At 32.3% G+C, this 15,257-nt stretch carries 12 protein-coding genes and 1 other annotated feature; of the genes, 10 read left to right on the top strand and 2 right to left on the bottom strand.

Going from position 1 to position 15,257, the window contains the following annotated elements; genetic code table 11:
- Window positions 1-31 precede the first annotated feature (31 nt).
- From P8V03_RS14925 to P8V03_RS14945, 5 genes are all read left to right on the top strand, one after another.
- Window positions 32-1,303: a DUF7922 domain-containing protein gene (locus tag P8V03_RS14925; RefSeq protein WP_261670422.1), complete on the top strand. Its 1,272-nt coding sequence runs from the start codon at window positions 32-34 to the stop codon at window positions 1,301-1,303.
- 135 nt (window positions 1,304-1,438) lie between these two features.
- Window positions 1,439-2,026, top strand: coding sequence for a hypothetical protein (locus P8V03_RS14930; RefSeq protein ID WP_318798771.1), 588 nt, complete (start codon window positions 1,439-1,441; stop codon window positions 2,024-2,026).
- Between the two features lie 233 nt (window positions 2,027-2,259).
- Window positions 2,260-3,036: a YhfM domain-containing protein gene (locus P8V03_RS14935; RefSeq protein WP_261670671.1), complete on the top strand. Its 777-nt coding sequence runs from the start codon at window positions 2,260-2,262 to the stop codon at window positions 3,034-3,036.
- Between the two features lie 120 nt (window positions 3,037-3,156).
- Window positions 3,157-4,002, top strand: coding sequence for an Mrp/NBP35 family ATP-binding protein (locus tag P8V03_RS14940; protein WP_318798772.1), 846 nt, complete (start codon window positions 3,157-3,159; stop codon window positions 4,000-4,002).
- A gap of 135 nt (window positions 4,003-4,137) precedes the next feature.
- Window positions 4,138-4,326, top strand: a complete 189-nt coding sequence (locus P8V03_RS14945) for a ferredoxin (protein WP_261670425.1) — start codon at window positions 4,138-4,140, stop codon at window positions 4,324-4,326.
- Window positions 4,327-4,390: 64 nt separating this feature from the next.
- Here the strand turns inward: P8V03_RS14945 and P8V03_RS14950 are convergent, their stop codons facing one another.
- Window positions 4,391-4,567 (bottom strand): DUF3006 domain-containing protein, encoded by a 177-nt coding sequence (locus P8V03_RS14950; protein WP_261670426.1) that lies wholly within the window; start codon window positions 4,565-4,567, stop codon window positions 4,391-4,393.
- 219 nt (window positions 4,568-4,786) lie between these two features.
- On the opposite strand from P8V03_RS14950, the gene P8V03_RS14955 reads away from it, so the two are divergent.
- On the top strand, window positions 4,787-6,904 hold the full coding sequence (locus P8V03_RS14955) for an anaerobic ribonucleoside triphosphate reductase (protein WP_318798773.1): 2,118 nt from the start codon (window positions 4,787-4,789) through the stop codon (window positions 6,902-6,904).
- A 77-nt stretch (window positions 6,905-6,981) separates the two neighbouring features.
- A complete protein-coding gene (gene nrdG, locus P8V03_RS14960) occupies window positions 6,982-7,491 on the top strand; it encodes an anaerobic ribonucleoside-triphosphate reductase activating protein (RefSeq protein ID WP_318798774.1) in 510 nt (169 codons plus the stop codon).
- 115 nt (window positions 7,492-7,606) lie between these two features.
- Here nrdG and P8V03_RS14965 read toward each other — a convergent pair whose 3' ends face one another.
- Window positions 7,607-8,239 carry an MBL fold metallo-hydrolase gene (locus P8V03_RS14965; RefSeq protein ID WP_318798775.1) on the bottom strand — a complete coding sequence of 211 codons (633 nt, stop codon included), beginning with the start codon at window positions 8,237-8,239 and terminating at the stop codon, window positions 7,607-7,609.
- A gap of 301 nt (window positions 8,240-8,540) precedes the next feature.
- Between P8V03_RS14965 and P8V03_RS14970 the strand changes: the two genes are divergently transcribed.
- From P8V03_RS14970 to P8V03_RS14980, 3 genes are all read left to right on the top strand, one after another.
- Window positions 8,541-10,328: an N-acetylmuramoyl-L-alanine amidase gene (locus P8V03_RS14970; protein WP_318798776.1), complete on the top strand. Its 1,788-nt coding sequence runs from the start codon at window positions 8,541-8,543 to the stop codon at window positions 10,326-10,328.
- 101 nt (window positions 10,329-10,429) lie between these two features.
- Window positions 10,430-10,652: a binding site (T-box leader), on the top strand.
- Between the two features lie 97 nt (window positions 10,653-10,749).
- The gene (ileS, locus tag P8V03_RS14975) at window positions 10,750-13,857 is read left to right on the top strand and encodes an isoleucine--tRNA ligase (protein WP_318798777.1); all 3,108 of its coding nucleotides are present in this window, start codon (window positions 10,750-10,752) and stop codon (window positions 13,855-13,857) included.
- Window positions 13,858-14,095: 238 nt separating this feature from the next.
- A complete protein-coding gene (locus P8V03_RS14980) occupies window positions 14,096-15,091 on the top strand; it encodes a LacI family DNA-binding transcriptional regulator (protein WP_318798778.1) in 996 nt (331 codons plus the stop codon).
- Window positions 15,092-15,257: the final 166 nt, after the last annotated feature.

The following is a 15,257-nucleotide window of genomic DNA, read 5'->3' on the forward strand; positions in this document are numbered from 1 at the left end:
TAATGAATGAAATATATGGAGGTATACGAAGTTGGCACAAAAAAAGAGTTATAGTAGGTATTTCATAATATTACAAGAAGATGAAAAGGGATACTCCCTAGCTTCTGACAAGGTAGCGTCAGGTTATGCTAAATTGGAATTAAAGAATGACAAGTGCAAAATATCGTACTATGTGCAAAACTTGAAAAAGGAAGTAGCGCCTTATTACATGGTTTTAATATGTAATAAGAAGGATGTAAAAAAGATAATTAAGATTGGTGAGATGAACATAGATGATTATGGAAGAGCAGACATTTGTTATGAGTATCCTGTAGGTAATGTTGCAGGTAGTGGTATATCTATGGATAAGGTGTCGGGGGCTGCTATAGTTAGAGTTTTAAGTGGTAATATAGTACCAGTTATGAGTGGTTTTGCAAGTACAGAAATACCTCAATGGAAAAGCTTTGAGATGATTGAAGATAAGGATAGAGGTATTGACGAAGAAGAAAAGGTGATTAATAAAGAATCTGCCGAAGAAAAAAGCATCTTCGATAAGTATGAAGAAAGTATAGAACGTGTTAAGGAAGAGGAAAAGGAAGCTTTAGATGTTCCAGAAGAGCAGGATGATTTACAGCAAATAAGAAATGCAGTTATAAAGGACGAGAACATAGTTGAGGCTACTGAAGAAGATGGAGAGGAAGAGTCTCCAAGGATCCCTGAGGAAGAGAAAGTGTCAGAGCCTTCAGTTGAAGAAGAAAGAGAGTCTGAGCCAGTGCCTTTATTAGGTGAGGAAAATCAGGACAGGGATGATCAGGAATCTATAGAAGAAGATAATAAAAACGAGCAAAGTGATGAAACTAGTGATAGTGAAGCTGATGAGTATAGAAACGATGAAGAAGACTATCCAAGAGGAGGAACAGCTAAGTTTTTTAAAGGCCTAGTAAAAGACTTTGATGAACTTCCTGGCATATGTAGAGAAATTAAAAGATGTAGATGGTACAAGGTTCCTATTAGCTGTAAAGAAGATATGCAGGATATGAGGGATCACGATAGGCATAGAATAATATACTATCCTATGCAAAGTTATTTCCAGTATATTAAAAAATATGGTCATTGCTTAATTGGATATAAGTGTGATAAATCAGGAGAGGTTAAGTACCTAATTTATGGAGTGCCTGGTTTAAAAGATGTTAAAGAACAGCCTTTTGGAGGAAGATCTGGTTTTGTTACCTGGGTACCAGTCGATAAAGATGAAACTTTCGGGTACTGGCTTATGTTTTATGATTTTAAGACCTCTACAATATTAATACCTGTAAAAAAATAATGTATGACCTCGCAAAATGGTACCAAAAATATTTAATATTTTTGGTACCATTTTCATATAATTTAATAATCATGTATTAACATGTGCAGGAGGTGAGGGCTGAACTTATATTTATTATATAGGGAAGCGTTATTTATGAAAGTCATAATAATAAACAGAAAGCGATTAGGGGTAACTACTATAATAATCGGACTTATGCTAGTCTTGTTAGGATTAGAAAAGCATTTTGATGCCAAGCTTAAGCTTGCTGCTCTTATGCAGAATAATATAAATTCGTTAGTACAGTATCAAGCTTTAGACAGTAAACTGACTTATAAACTACCATCAGAATGGTCTACATCAGAGCAAAACTTTTCTGGACAAGAAATAATATATCATAATGACTTTAAGGACAAAGATTATAAAGTTCATGGCTTTATCGAGGTTTGGAATCTAAACAAGAATTTAAAAACATTTCTTCAAGAAAGTAAGAAGATATCCAGTGAACAAAATGAATATAAAGATTACAATATCAGTCCAATAACCATAAATAATAGAGAAGGATATTTAGTTAACTACACAATAAAAACCAATACTAATACTTATTATAAGGGATATGAATACTTTATAAAGGATAAAGATAAATTCTTTAGATTTTCATTCTTCATGAGAGATGAGAATTTTAAAGAAAATATGCCAACAGTATTTAAAACAATAGTTCAGACTCTAAACTATAGAGAATAGCATGCTGCCAGTAAAAGTCCTCTTGTGATTGAATATCACAAAAGGACTTTTTCATGTTAATTATGATATAATGTAATTTGTAGTTTTAAATGATTATGCATATAGATATTTATATAATCAGTGGTGCTGTATTGTTATTTAATAAAAATGAGGAGGAGAACTAATTGTATAAGAACTTTCAAGGCTTAAGAAACAAAAAAGTAATATTTTTAGTTGTACTTTTAATATTTTGTATGTTTTCATCTGGATGTACCAAGCTAGATGATATGAAAGTAAAGTTAGGGATTAAAAATACTGATTTTGAATATATAAAGCAGGGTAAAATAGAGAAAATTGTAATACAAAGTACAAGGGATCAGGGATTTAGATTTATAGTTACAGATAAGAAAGCAATTAGTGAATTATATGACATCCTTTCCAATGCTAAAGCAGCTACAACAAAAAGTTCGCTAGAGCCAGACTATGTCTTTGAAATGATTGAAGGAAACAAGGTACATAAATTTAGCTATGTAGCTGGACTAGATAAAAAAGAATCAGGAAACCTTTATAGTGATAATAAAATATATATCGTATCTAAAAGAATAGATAACGATATAATAAAAAGTTTTTGGACAATAAGAAAACCAAAAGATTTTAGTGAGGTGTATTATAGCTCTATAATAGATGCTTTGAGTCAATACCTAAAGGGTAAGGAAGGAAATACAAATGTAGGTATAAACTTAAGAGATGATGTGGAATCAGGAAAGTTTATATTATCTACTGACTTAGAGGACTTTAAGAATAATCTAAACAATAAGTTTAAGAGTGTTAAAATTGCAGATAAGGACAAGGAAAATTATGATGTTTGGGTTACAATAAAGACTCAAGGATATAAATCCACATTATATAAATCTATAATTACTTTTTGGGATAAAAATGAGAAAAGTGAGAAAAAGTTTTATGTATTTGATAAATATGAGAATGGTAGGTGGAGCATAAAGGTTTCTGAGGAAAAACCTGATGGGTTTTAATGGGTGTTCTTACTTTTATAATGTAAAATGTAGTGTTATAATTGAGTTAACTATATATTATAAATTTTCAAGTGTTTAGCATGATAGTATTTACTTGTAAATCAAAGGAGGAATATTTAAATGGGAAACTGTAATACATGTCCTAGTAAGGGAAGCTGTAATAGCAATGAAACAAGTTGTTCTAAGACAGTTCCTAAGTATGGAAACATAAAGAATATTATTGGAGTTATAAGTGGAAAAGGTGGAGTTGGAAAGTCTACAGTTACTGGATTACTAGCAGTTCAGCTAAAAAAGGCTGGATATAGTGTTGGTGTACTAGATGGCGATATCACAGGACCATCAATGCCAAGATTTTTTGGAATAAATAATCAAAGAGCAGATATAAAACAGGTTGCAGATACTAAAGATGTGAAATTTTCACCAGTAGAGACGTCATCAGGAATTAAGGTTATATCTTTAAACCTGTTAACGGATGAAGAAGAGCAGCCAGTGATTTGGAGAGGCCCTGTTATTACTGGTGCATTAAAACAAATGTATTCAGATACTGAGTGGGGAGAGTTGGATTATCTTCTTATAGATATGCCTCCAGGAACAGGGGATATAGCTTTAACTATAATGCAGGAGATTCCACTTCAAGGTATGGTTATAGTTTCTACACCACAGGACATGGTATCAATGATAGTTAAAAAAGTAGTGATAATGGCTCAAAAGATGAATGTAAATATAATAGGTTTAGTAGAAAACATGTCTTATATTAACTGTGGAAAATGTGGAGAAAAAATAAGAGTGTTTAGTAAAAAATCAGCAGAGGAACAAGCAGAGTATATAGGATTGCCTTTACTTGCTGAGTTACCAATAAACTTAGATTTAGTAGAAAGTATGGAAAATGGCAAAGTAGAAAGTTATATAATGGAATCAGGACAGTATGACATATTGCTAGATAACTTCAAGGGAAAAGCTCATTAATAAGTTATATCAATAAGGATATATAATATTAAAAAAATATTATATATCTTTATTTATTTTTATAATAAATAAACACTGTTTTGATAACAATAAATATATAAAGTTCAAATATTAAATATACTAGGAGGAATACAGATGAAAGCAGTAGTTGATCAAGAGACTTGTATAGGATGTGGATTATGTCCGTCAGTATGTCCTGAGGTATTTCAGATGAATGATGATGGAAAGGCAGAAGCAGTTGTAGATGAGGTTCCTGGAAATGCAGTAGATTCAGCAAAAGAAGCAGAGGGAAGTTGTCCTGTAAATGCTATAATAGTAGAATAAAATAGAACTAAGAAAGCCGATGTGCTTTCTTAGTTCTATTTTACTATTACAAGCTTTTACAACCTTAAAATAAGTGAGCAGAGTTATAATTCACCATTCTCATGGAACCTGTTTGAATATTTACAGTGTCACCAACTCTAACTCCCGCTGGTAATTGATAAATATCAATATTTATTGTCCTTCCATCGTGAAAATTTACAGAAGCGTCCGAAAGATTTATGTCAATTATTTTTCCAAGCATTTCATATCACCTCAATAATAGTGTGTTTTTATTCTTTACGAATTATTCACTAAATAGCAAATCTCATACTGCAATAAAAAACAAAATAATATAAAGGTAAATAAGACTAACGAGAGGTAATATATTCTTAATATTAATTTCAAAATTGCTTAAAAAAATTTTGCATAGTATAATAGCAAAGTGTCTAGCACAATATATGGTAGTTCGGAGGTATGTAATATGCTACATGTTGTGAAGCGAGATGGCAGAAAGGTCGAATTTGATTCAATTAAGATAACTAATGCCATAAAGGGAGCTTCTGAAGAAATAGGATATGACTTAAAAGAAAGTGACTTCATAGATCTAACTAAAAAAACTATAAAACAAATAGAGGAACTTAATATAACTGAAATTAATGTAGAGGAAATTCAAAATATTGTTGAAACAATCCTTTTGGAAAATAGCCATAAAGAAATAGGTATTGCTTATTCTTACTATAGAAAAGAAAGAACTAAAATAAGAGAGATAAAATCTGATTTAATGAAAGCTATAGAGAAAATAGGTGTAGAGACAGATAGAGATAATGCTAATGTCGGAAACAACTTTAGTTCCAAACTGCTAAGAATCGCAAGTGAATCAAATAAGTGGCATAATCTATCCAATATGCCAAAGTATCTTTCTAAGGCTCATGAGAATGGAGATGTATACTATCATGATCTTGATAGCTATAATTTAACTACAAACTGCTTACATATTCCAACTAGGGAAATACTAGAAAGAGGTTTTAATACAGGATATGGAACTATTAGAACACCTAGAAGAATAGAATCAGCTGCAGAGCTTTCATGCATACTTTTGCAATCTACACAAAATGATATGTTTGGTGGACAATCTCACCCGGATTTTGACAATGATATGGGTGTATTCGTAGAGCCTACTAGACAGGAATTGATAAAAGAATTAAGGGAATTAGGAGTAGAAGAAGAAAGACTTAACCTCATGGTAGAGAAGAAGCTTAAGAGAACTATAGAGCAGGCTATGCAGGGAATAGTTTATAACCTCAATACCATGCATTCAAGGGCTGGAAGCCAGGTGCCATTTTCATCTATTAATATAGGAATACCAGACTCAAAAGATGCAGCTCTAGTTTGTGAAGTATTCTTAAAGGAATATGAAAAAGGTTTAGGAAATGGTGAACAGCCTATATTTCCAAATATAATATTTAGAGTTAAAAAGGGAGTAAATGCAGAGCAAGGAGATCAATATTATTATTTATTCCAATTAGCCTGTAGAGTAGCAGCTAAGAGGATGAATCCTACATTCATGAATCTGGATGCAGATTTTAATAAGTATTACTATGACCAAGGAGTAATACCTGCTACTATGGGATGTAGAACTTATGTTTGTTCAAATGTAAATGGAGAACCAGGAACAAAGGGCAGAGGAAATATCGCTCCGACTACTATAAATTTACCTAGATTAGGTCTTATGGCAAAAAAGGACATAAATAAGTTTTTTAAACTATTAGATAGTAAACTTCAATTAGCTAAAGAATCCTTGATGCACAGATATGAAATTCTAAAAAGACTAAGAGTAAAAGATTTACCTTTCGTGGCGGGACAGGGCTTAATGAAGGGAGCAGAAAATCTTTTATTAGAGGACTCAATTGAACCTATACTAAAGCAAGGAACTTGGTCAATTGGATTTATTGGCCTTGCAGAGACTCTAACTGCTTTAGTTGGAAAACATCATGGAGAAGATGAAAAAGCTAGGGAATTAGGAATAGAAATAGTATCTCATATTAGACAATACACTGACAGATTAACAGAAGAGACTCTCTTAAATTGGAGTTGTTATGCAACCCCAGCAGAAGGACTCAGCGGAAAATTTATACTTCAAGATAGAAAGATATTTGGCAATGTAGTTGGTGTAACTGATAAGGATTACTACACAAATTCATATCATATACCAGTAGGATATCCTATATCAATAAAAGACAAAATAGATATAGAGGCACCTTACCATAAGCTGTGTAATGCGGGACATATAAGTTATATAGAGATAGATGATTACCCATCTCCAGAGACTATTATGGATATACTAAATTATGCTTATAATAATACGAATATAAGCTATATAGGAATAAATTTTCACATAAGATATTGTAGAGATTGTGGAACATATCTTCACGGAGAAGAAAAGTGTCCAAACTGTGAAAGCAGTAATATTCAGGGTGTATCAAGAGTAACAGGATATCTTTCATTAGATGAAAGATTTGGTTCAGGTAAGGTTGCTGAGAGAGCAGATAGAATATCACATGGCAACAATAAACAGGTTTATACAGTCAATAGTTATTAATTTTATTATAGTTTTAAAAGACAGGGAATACTCTGTCTTTTAAAACTATAACAGGCAATTTTTTAGGAGGGATTAGAGTGAATAGACAAATTAGGCTAGCTGGAATAGCTTATGAAAGCTTAGTTAATGGCCCTGGTCTTAGAAGAGTATTTTTTGCACAGGGATGTAGGCACAATTGTAAAGGTTGCTTTAATCCAAGTACTCACGATTTTAACAGTGGAGAACTAAAAAGTATAAATGAGTTGGTAAAAAGTATAAAAGAAAATCCTATGATAAAGGGAGTAACTTTTTCTGGTGGGGATCCATTTGAGCAAGCAGAAGAGTTTGCATATATGGCAGAGAAGATAAAAGAATTAGGATTAAACATTTGGTGCTACACAGGATATACATTTAATTGCATCATTGATAGAGCAAATAAAGAAAAGGGATGGGAAAATTTATTGTCAAATATTGATGTTTTAATTGACGGTAAGTTTGAAGAAGATAAGAAAGATGATAGTCTTAAGTTTAGAGGTTCTAGCAATCAAAGGATTATTGATGTAAAAGAAAGCATATCTTCAGGAACTATTGTAACTATGGAAGATTAGGATCTTGTTAATAAATATTTAGGGTTTAGAGAAAGAGGATACTAAATTTATTATTAAAAAATATGAAATTTTTACTTGGAGATGTTCTCAAGTAAAAATTTCATAAATCTCTAAGTTATTTATAATCTAATATCATGACCTTATTTATATCTTCTAATGGTCCTTCTAAGGTTAACTTGTTGCTGCCAACTCTTTCACCATTTTTCATGTAAGTTAAGAAACTTTCTAGTCCTTCTAACTCAAAAGAAAGCATAGGAGTTTTATAGTGCATAGGTATAACTAAAGGACTATTAATCAGCTTAGCTACTTGAGAAGCCTCTTTACCATCCAATGTGTAATTACCACCAATAGGTATAAGCAAAACATCTACTTTTCCTATCTTTTCTATATCATCCTGTGATAAAACATAACCTAAGTCACCTAGATGGCATACCTTATAGTCATCTATAGTAAGAATAAAAATTATATTTTCTCCACGTTTAGCACCCTGTACTTTGTCATGATAAGATGGAACTCCAGTTACAGGTATATCAGATAGGTAAAAAAAGCCAGCTTTATCTATGGAATGTTCATAATTTACATTTTCAAGATAATCATGATCAAAGTGATGATGACTTATTGTAACAACATCCACATCTCCTTTAAATACATCATATCCAACGCTTTCATCAAAGGGGTCCATTAAAATCTTTCGTCCTTTAGAGTCCTTAATAAAAAAAGATGAATGACCAAGCCAAGTTATTTCCACAAAAAGCACCTCTTTCTTTTTATTTGTCAGTTTTAAATAAGGTATACACTTATATTATAACCTTAATTACTTTTATTAAAATAAGTAAAAGAAACATTCCTGTAAATACATGTCAGGTTTGTCATATTAAAGTTATATTGTATTTGATCTAAAAAAGAAAGTGAAATTTGTATTAATAACAAAATCAAGCCACTTTTTAGTGTGAAATTCTGTTATTTTATATTATAATAGTATATGGTGAATAATACTTATTGGGATATATTTCACTTAAAGTATCTTATATAAACTTGGAGGTGATAATGTGAAAAGTGGAAAAGGCTATATTTTTTTGTTAATAAGTTTTTTATTCATTTTAATTGCCAGCAGTAATTTAAATCTTGTACAAGCTGCTTCCTATGATGACAAAGGTATAAAAGCAGATATTGATGCAGGAAAGGTATGGACAGTAAGGTTTAATAAGGAGCTAGATGAAAACACGGTAAATGATTCTGTTTTTTCAGTAACTGATGAAAATGATCAGCCGGTAAGTATAACTGTAGCTCTTGGAGAAGATAAAAAATCTGTAACAATGGTGCCTAAAAATCAATATGCTTATGGCAAAACTTATAGTTTATTCATAAAGGATGGATTAAAAGCTATAAATGGTGCTGCCTTGATTAAACCAGTAAAACTTCAGTTTAAAATTAAAGATAATGCTGTAGTTGATAAGGGATATACAGTTACTATTGATGCAGGACATGGCGGAACTGATAGTGGAAACATAGGACAAACAGGGGTAAAAGAAAAGGATGTAAACTTATCAGTAGCACTAAAGGCTGGAAAGATATTAGAAGCTAATGGAGTAAAGGTAGTTTATACAAGAAATAGCGATTCCGTATCATGGAATAAAGATAATGAATTAAAGGCACGTTTTGATATAGCAAACAACGCTAAGTCAGACTTTTTTCTAAGCATACATTGTAACTCATACCCAGAAAATTTAGCTGCAAATGGAATAGAAACTTATTATGTAGATTCAGATACTATTGGTCAAAAGTTTGCTCAATCAATTCAAGATGAGCTAATAGGTCAAACTTCTCGCTTAAATAGAGGAGTAAAAGTAGGACTTGCTCAACATGAAATATTAAGGGGAACTGTAGCAAGTGCAGTAATGGTACAACTGGGCTTCTTAACTAATGCAGAAGAAGGAGCAGCTTTAGGAACAGAAGATTACCAAAACAAAAGTGCCTCTGCAATAGCTAATGGTATACTAAAATCTCTAAGTTATATAGATAAAACTAAAAATTTAACTATAAGTTCTGTAGAAGATTTATCTGCTAATGTAGTTGAGGGAAATGGATTTACACTTCCTTTGAATATACCTGCAGTGATGAGTGACGGAAGCTCTAAAAAAGTAAATGTTATATGGAATCCGAAGACAGTGGACACAACTAAGGTGGGAACCTATTCATATCAAGGTGTTGTAGCTGGATATGAAAGACCTGTGAATCTTACATTAATTGTTAAGGCTAAGTCGGGCTCAGGAACTGGAAAAGTTGTGGTGTTAGACGCTGGACATGGACTTGGAAGAGATACAGGAGCTACTGGTGTAACTGGTGTGCAAGAAGATGATGTAACCCTTAGTGTTACATTAAAGACTGGTAAGATACTAGAAGACCATGGTGTTCAGGTGGTATATACTAGAACTACAGATCAACGTTCTACACCGATGGAAGTAATAGACAGTTTACAAAAACGTTGCGACATATCCAATGAAGCAGGTGCCACATATTTTGTTTCTATACATAATAATTCTGCAGGTACGCCAAATGCTTATGGTACTGAGACTTATTATTATGCGGGAAATAGTGAAGGTCAAAGATTAGCTTCTGAGATACAATCGAGCTTAGTAAGCACAGTAGGCTCCTATGATAGAGGCGTAAAAACTGCAGGGTTCTACGTTATAAAGAATACAGCTGCTCCAGCAGCACTAGTAGAACTTGGATTTTTAAGCAATCCTGATGAAGAGAGCAAGCTAGCAAGCGAACAGTATCAGGCAAAATATGCAGAAGGTGTTGCTTGGGGAATACTTAGAACTCTAGGTATGTAAAAATCTATGAATATTTATAAAAATATTTATAAAAAGTTTGACAATATAAATTTGTTATAATATAATAATAACAAATTACAAAGATTTGTAAAAAACATGGTTAAGAAATGTTGAACAGGAAAAGTATTTAGGCTAAGTTACTTACAGAGAGTGGAGAAGGGTGGAAATCCATAGGAAGAGCTTAAAGAAAATCACCTGGGAGTTAAGAAACTGAATGATTTTTAGTAAGTTTTTTCGTAATTCTGCGTTAAAGAATAGAGTATGTAAGTACTTGAACTATTTTAGTACCATAGGTGGTATAGCGAACTCAACTTCGTCCTATTTGGATGAAGTTTTTTTTATTTGTAAATTATAAGTATTAGGTATAAAATAACAAAAATAGTAAAAAATCTACAATAACAAAAGGAAAGGGGCTAATATCATGTACAAAAAGATTGATAACTCTAGAAGTTTCGTAGATATGGAAAAAGACGTAATGAAACTTTGGAAAGAAAGAGATGTAATCAAAAAGAACTTTGACCTAAATGAAGATGGTGAATATTTCACTTTCTATGATGGACCACCAACAGCTAATGGAAAACCACATATAGGTCACGTATTAACAAGAGTTATGAAGGATTTAATTCCTAGGTATAAGGTTATGAAGGGATACAAGGTTCTTAGAAAGGCTGGATGGGATACCCACGGTCTTCCAGTAGAACTTGAAGTTGAAAAGACTCTTGGAATTTCCGGTAAGCCTCAAATTGAAAATTACGGAGTAGAGAAGTTTATTCATAAATGTAAAGACAGCGTATTCTCCTATGTAAGCCAGTGGGAAGAAATGTCGGACAGAATAGGTTTTTGGGTGGATATGGAAGACCCTTATGTTACCTACCACAATAATTATATAGAGTCAGTTTGGTGGGCATTAAAGCAAATATGGGATAAAGACCTTTTATATAAGGGTCATAAGATAGTCCCTTATTGCCCAAGATGTGGAACTGCATTATCATCTCATGAGGTTTCACAAGGTTATAAAGACGTTAAGGAAGCATCAGTTTATGCTAAGTTTAAATTAAAAAATGAAGATAAATACATGCTTGCATGGACAACAACACCTTGGACGCTACCAAGTAATATAGCATTAACTATAAATAAAAATTTTGATTATGTAGAAGTGTTAAATAAAGAAGAACATTTAATTTTAGCTGAAGGACTTTTAGGAAAGCTAGAAGGTGAATATGAAATATTAAGAAAGTTCAAAGGTGAAGAATTAATAGGATTAGAGTATGAGCAACTGCTTAAATTTGTAAAGCCAGAAGGAAAAGCGTTCCAGGTTGTTCACGGAGATTATGTAACTTTAACTGATGGTACAGGAATAGTTCATACAGCACCAGCTTTCGGTGATGACGATAATATGACTTGCCAAAAATACGGTTTAGCCTTCGTAAATCCTGTTGATACTCAAGGTCGTTTTACAGAAGAAGTTACACCATGGAAGGGAATGTTTGTAAAAGAAGCAGACCCTAAGATTATAGAGTATTTAAAAGAAAACAATTTATTATATAAAGATGAGAAGTTTTTACACTCATACCCATTCTGTTGGAGATGTGATACTCACTTACTATATTACCCAAGAGAAACTTGGTTTATCAGAATGTCTTCTCTAAGAGACAGATTAGTGAAGAATACAAATGCAACAAATTGGTATCCTGATAATGTAAGAACAGGACGTTTTGGTAACTTTGTAGAAGGTGCTATTGACTGGGGCTTAAGTAGAGAAAGATATTGGGGTACTCCTCTTCCTATTTGGGAATGTGATTGTGGTCATAGGGAATGTATAGGAAGTATAGCTGAACTTAAGGAAAAAGGAATAAGTGTACCAGAAGATATAGAGCTTCACAAACCATATATAGATGGAGTTAAGTTAAAGTGTGATAAGTGCGGAAAGGAAATGACGAGAGTTAGTGAAGTAATTGACTGCTGGTTTGATTCAGGATCAATGCCATTTGCTCAACATCATTATCCATTTGAAAATAAAGAGTTGTTTGAGCAAAACTTCCCAGCGCAGTTTATATCAGAAGCTGTTGACCAAACAAGAGGATGGTTCTACACCTTAATGGCTATATCTACACTTTTATTTGATAAGAGTCCATTTGAAAACTGTGTAGTATTAGGACACGTACTAGATAAACATGGTTTAAAAATGTCAAAGAGCAAAGGAAATGTATTAAGTCCAACAGTAGTTCTAGAAAACGAAGGATCAGATGCGACTAGATGGTATTTCTACACTGCTAGTGCTCCATGGCTTCCATCAAGATTCTATGAAGAAGCTGTTCAGGAAAGTCAAAGAAAGTTCTTAGGAACTCTTTGGAACGTATACTCATTCTATATATTATACGCTGACTTAGATAACTTCAATCCGTTAGATTATAAGGATTTTGTAAGTGGCAATGTAATGGATAAGTGGATTATGTCAAGATTAAATTCCTTAATTAATGAGACAGCAGACCACTTAGATAATTACAGAATTACTCAAGCAGCTCTTAATATTGGTGAGTTCGTAGATGAACTTTCAAACTGGTATGTAAGAAGAAACAGAGCTAGATTCTGGACTGAAGATTTAACAGATGATAAGATAGGGGCTTATGTAACTTTATATAGAGTTCTTACTACTTTAACAAAGATAGCTGCACCATTTGTGCCATTTATGACCGAGGAAATATATCAAAATCTTGTAGTAAATCTTGATAAAGATGCACCAGAGAGTGTACATTTATGCAAGTGGCCTGAGTACAACGAGGAACTTGTAGATAGAGATTTAGAAGCAGATATGGAAGAGGCATATAGAATAGTTAAGCTAGGAAGAAGTGCTAGAAACTCTGCTAATATAAAGAACAGACAGCCGCTTTTAGAAATGCTTGTAAGTGCAAAATCACTGCCTGAGTACTATGGAGATATTATAAAGGATGAATTAAATATTAAAGAGGTATTATTTGGTGCTGATTTATCAAAATATGTTAACTTCGATATTAAGCCTAATCTCCCTGTAATAGGTAAGAAGTACGGTAAGTTGATACCAGCTATAAGAAAAGAAATATCAGCTATGAATCAGATGGAACTTGCACAAAAAATTAGAAACGGTGAGACTGTATTAATATATGTTGATGAAGAGACAGAAATAGAGTTAAATGAGGAAAATTTACTTGTTACAATGCAAGGTTTAGAAGGTTTTGCATTTGCTGGTGAAGGAACTATAGGAGTTGTCTTAGATACAACAATTACTGATGAGTTAAGAGAAGAAGGAAATCTTAGAGAAATACTAAGTAAGATTCAGAACATGAGAAAAGAAAGCGGATTTGAAGTAGCTGACAAGATCAATCTTTATGTTTCTGGAAATGAAGGCTTAGAAAATGTAGTTAAGAAACACGAAGAAGCTGTTAAAAAAGAAACTCTTACAGTAGGTATTATCTATAATGCAGAAAAAGAATATGCTAAATGCAAAATCAATGGTGAAGAGTTCAATATCGCTGTAGAAGTAGTAAAATAGTAACTTAAAATGTGTATAAGATAAGTTCAGTATCTTATACACATTTTTATTCACCAAAAAAATTAATATTTAATAGTAAAATTCTTAGGAGTAGGACAAGACTTTTTCACAATATTAGGAAATAATTGTGGATAAAAATCTGTCTAAAGGTTTATATTATAAATCAAGAGAATAATTATATATTAGATGTAAGAAATTAATTATAAGTATATTAAAATATAGAGCGGGAGTTGATAGTATGCCAGCCTCAATAAAGGATGTAGCGAAGGAAGCGGGAGTATCAATTGCTACTGTTTCCAGAGTTTTAAATGACGTAGATGTTGTTAACGAAGAAACTAAGAAGAAGGTTCTAGAAGCCATAGATAAGCTAGGATACAGACCTAATATTGTAGCAAGAAGTTTAAAAACTCAAAGGACAAAGACTATTGGAATAATAATACCTGATATATCAAGTCAGATTTATCCTGAAATAGTAAGAGGAGCAGAAGATGTGGCAAATATATATGACTACAATTTAATGCTCTGCAACAGTGATCTCGATCCTGAAAAGGAAATGGAGTATCTTAGGGTCCTGAGAGAAAAGATGGTAGACGGAGTTTTATATATGAGTACTTCTCTTGAGCCAAGTATACTGGAGCTAATAAACAAGCTGCAAATACCAATGGTTTTAATTGAAACTACAAGCAAAGAGGGCAATATACCAAGCGTAACTATAGATAATGAAAAAGCTGCTTTCGATGCAGCAGAGTATTTGATTAAAAAAGGAAATAAGAAAATAGGATACATAGGAACCCACGAGGATGCAGTAAATGCTAGTGCTTTAAGATATACAGGTTATAAGAAAGCACTATTAGAAAATAACTTAAAAGTAGATGATAAGTTTGCATATTTTGGAGGACTTAAATCTCAAGATGGTTATGAGGGAATGCTAAGCATTTTAGAAAAAGACACAGTAGATGCAGTATTTTGTGCTAGTGATGAAATTGCTATGGGAGCAATAAATGCTTTAAGGGATAAAGGAATGAAGGTTCCAGAAGAGGTAGATGTAATAGGATTTAATAACATATATTCCGCAGCTATATTTTATCCTAAAATTACAACTATAGCCGAGCCTATGTATGATATGGGATCAGTGGGAATGAGAATGCTTATTAAAATAATAAATAAACAGGAAGTTGAGCTTAAAAACTATGTTCTTAAGCATGAATTAATAGAAAGAAACTCTTGTAAATAGTAAAAGACGACGTAATTTAGGGAACAATTCCTAAGTTACGTCGTCTTTTACTGTTTTTATGTAAAATACTCTAGTAATACTTATAAAACCCTGTCATTAAAAAATGAATTATGGTAAACGAAAATTTTGAACAATTTAAAATGAAATGGTATAATTTTACATAAAA

This window comes from Clostridium tanneri (assembly GCF_033659955.1).
Lineage (GTDB): Bacteria > Bacillota > Clostridia > Clostridiales > Clostridiaceae > Clostridium_AM > Clostridium_AM tanneri.

Coding starts and splice junctions, on each gene's coding strand:
- P8V03_RS14930 (WP_318798771.1), top strand. CDS start 1,439: ATGAAAGTCATAATAATAAACAGAAAGCGATTAGGGGTAACTACTATA.
- P8V03_RS14935 (WP_261670671.1), top strand. CDS start 2,260: ATGTTTTCATCTGGATGTACCAAGCTAGATGATATGAAAGTAAAGTTA.
- P8V03_RS14940 (WP_318798772.1), top strand. CDS start 3,157: ATGGGAAACTGTAATACATGTCCTAGTAAGGGAAGCTGTAATAGCAAT.
- P8V03_RS14945 (WP_261670425.1), top strand. CDS start 4,138: ATGAAAGCAGTAGTTGATCAAGAGACTTGTATAGGATGTGGATTATGT.
- P8V03_RS14950 (WP_261670426.1), bottom strand. CDS start 4,567: ATGCTTGGAAAAATAATTGACATAAATCTTTCGGACGCTTCTGTAAAT.
- P8V03_RS14955 (WP_318798773.1), top strand. CDS start 4,787: ATGCTACATGTTGTGAAGCGAGATGGCAGAAAGGTCGAATTTGATTCA.
- ileS (WP_318798777.1), top strand. CDS start 10,750: ATGTACAAAAAGATTGATAACTCTAGAAGTTTCGTAGATATGGAAAAA.
- P8V03_RS14980 (WP_318798778.1), top strand. CDS start 14,096: ATGCCAGCCTCAATAAAGGATGTAGCGAAGGAAGCGGGAGTATCAATT.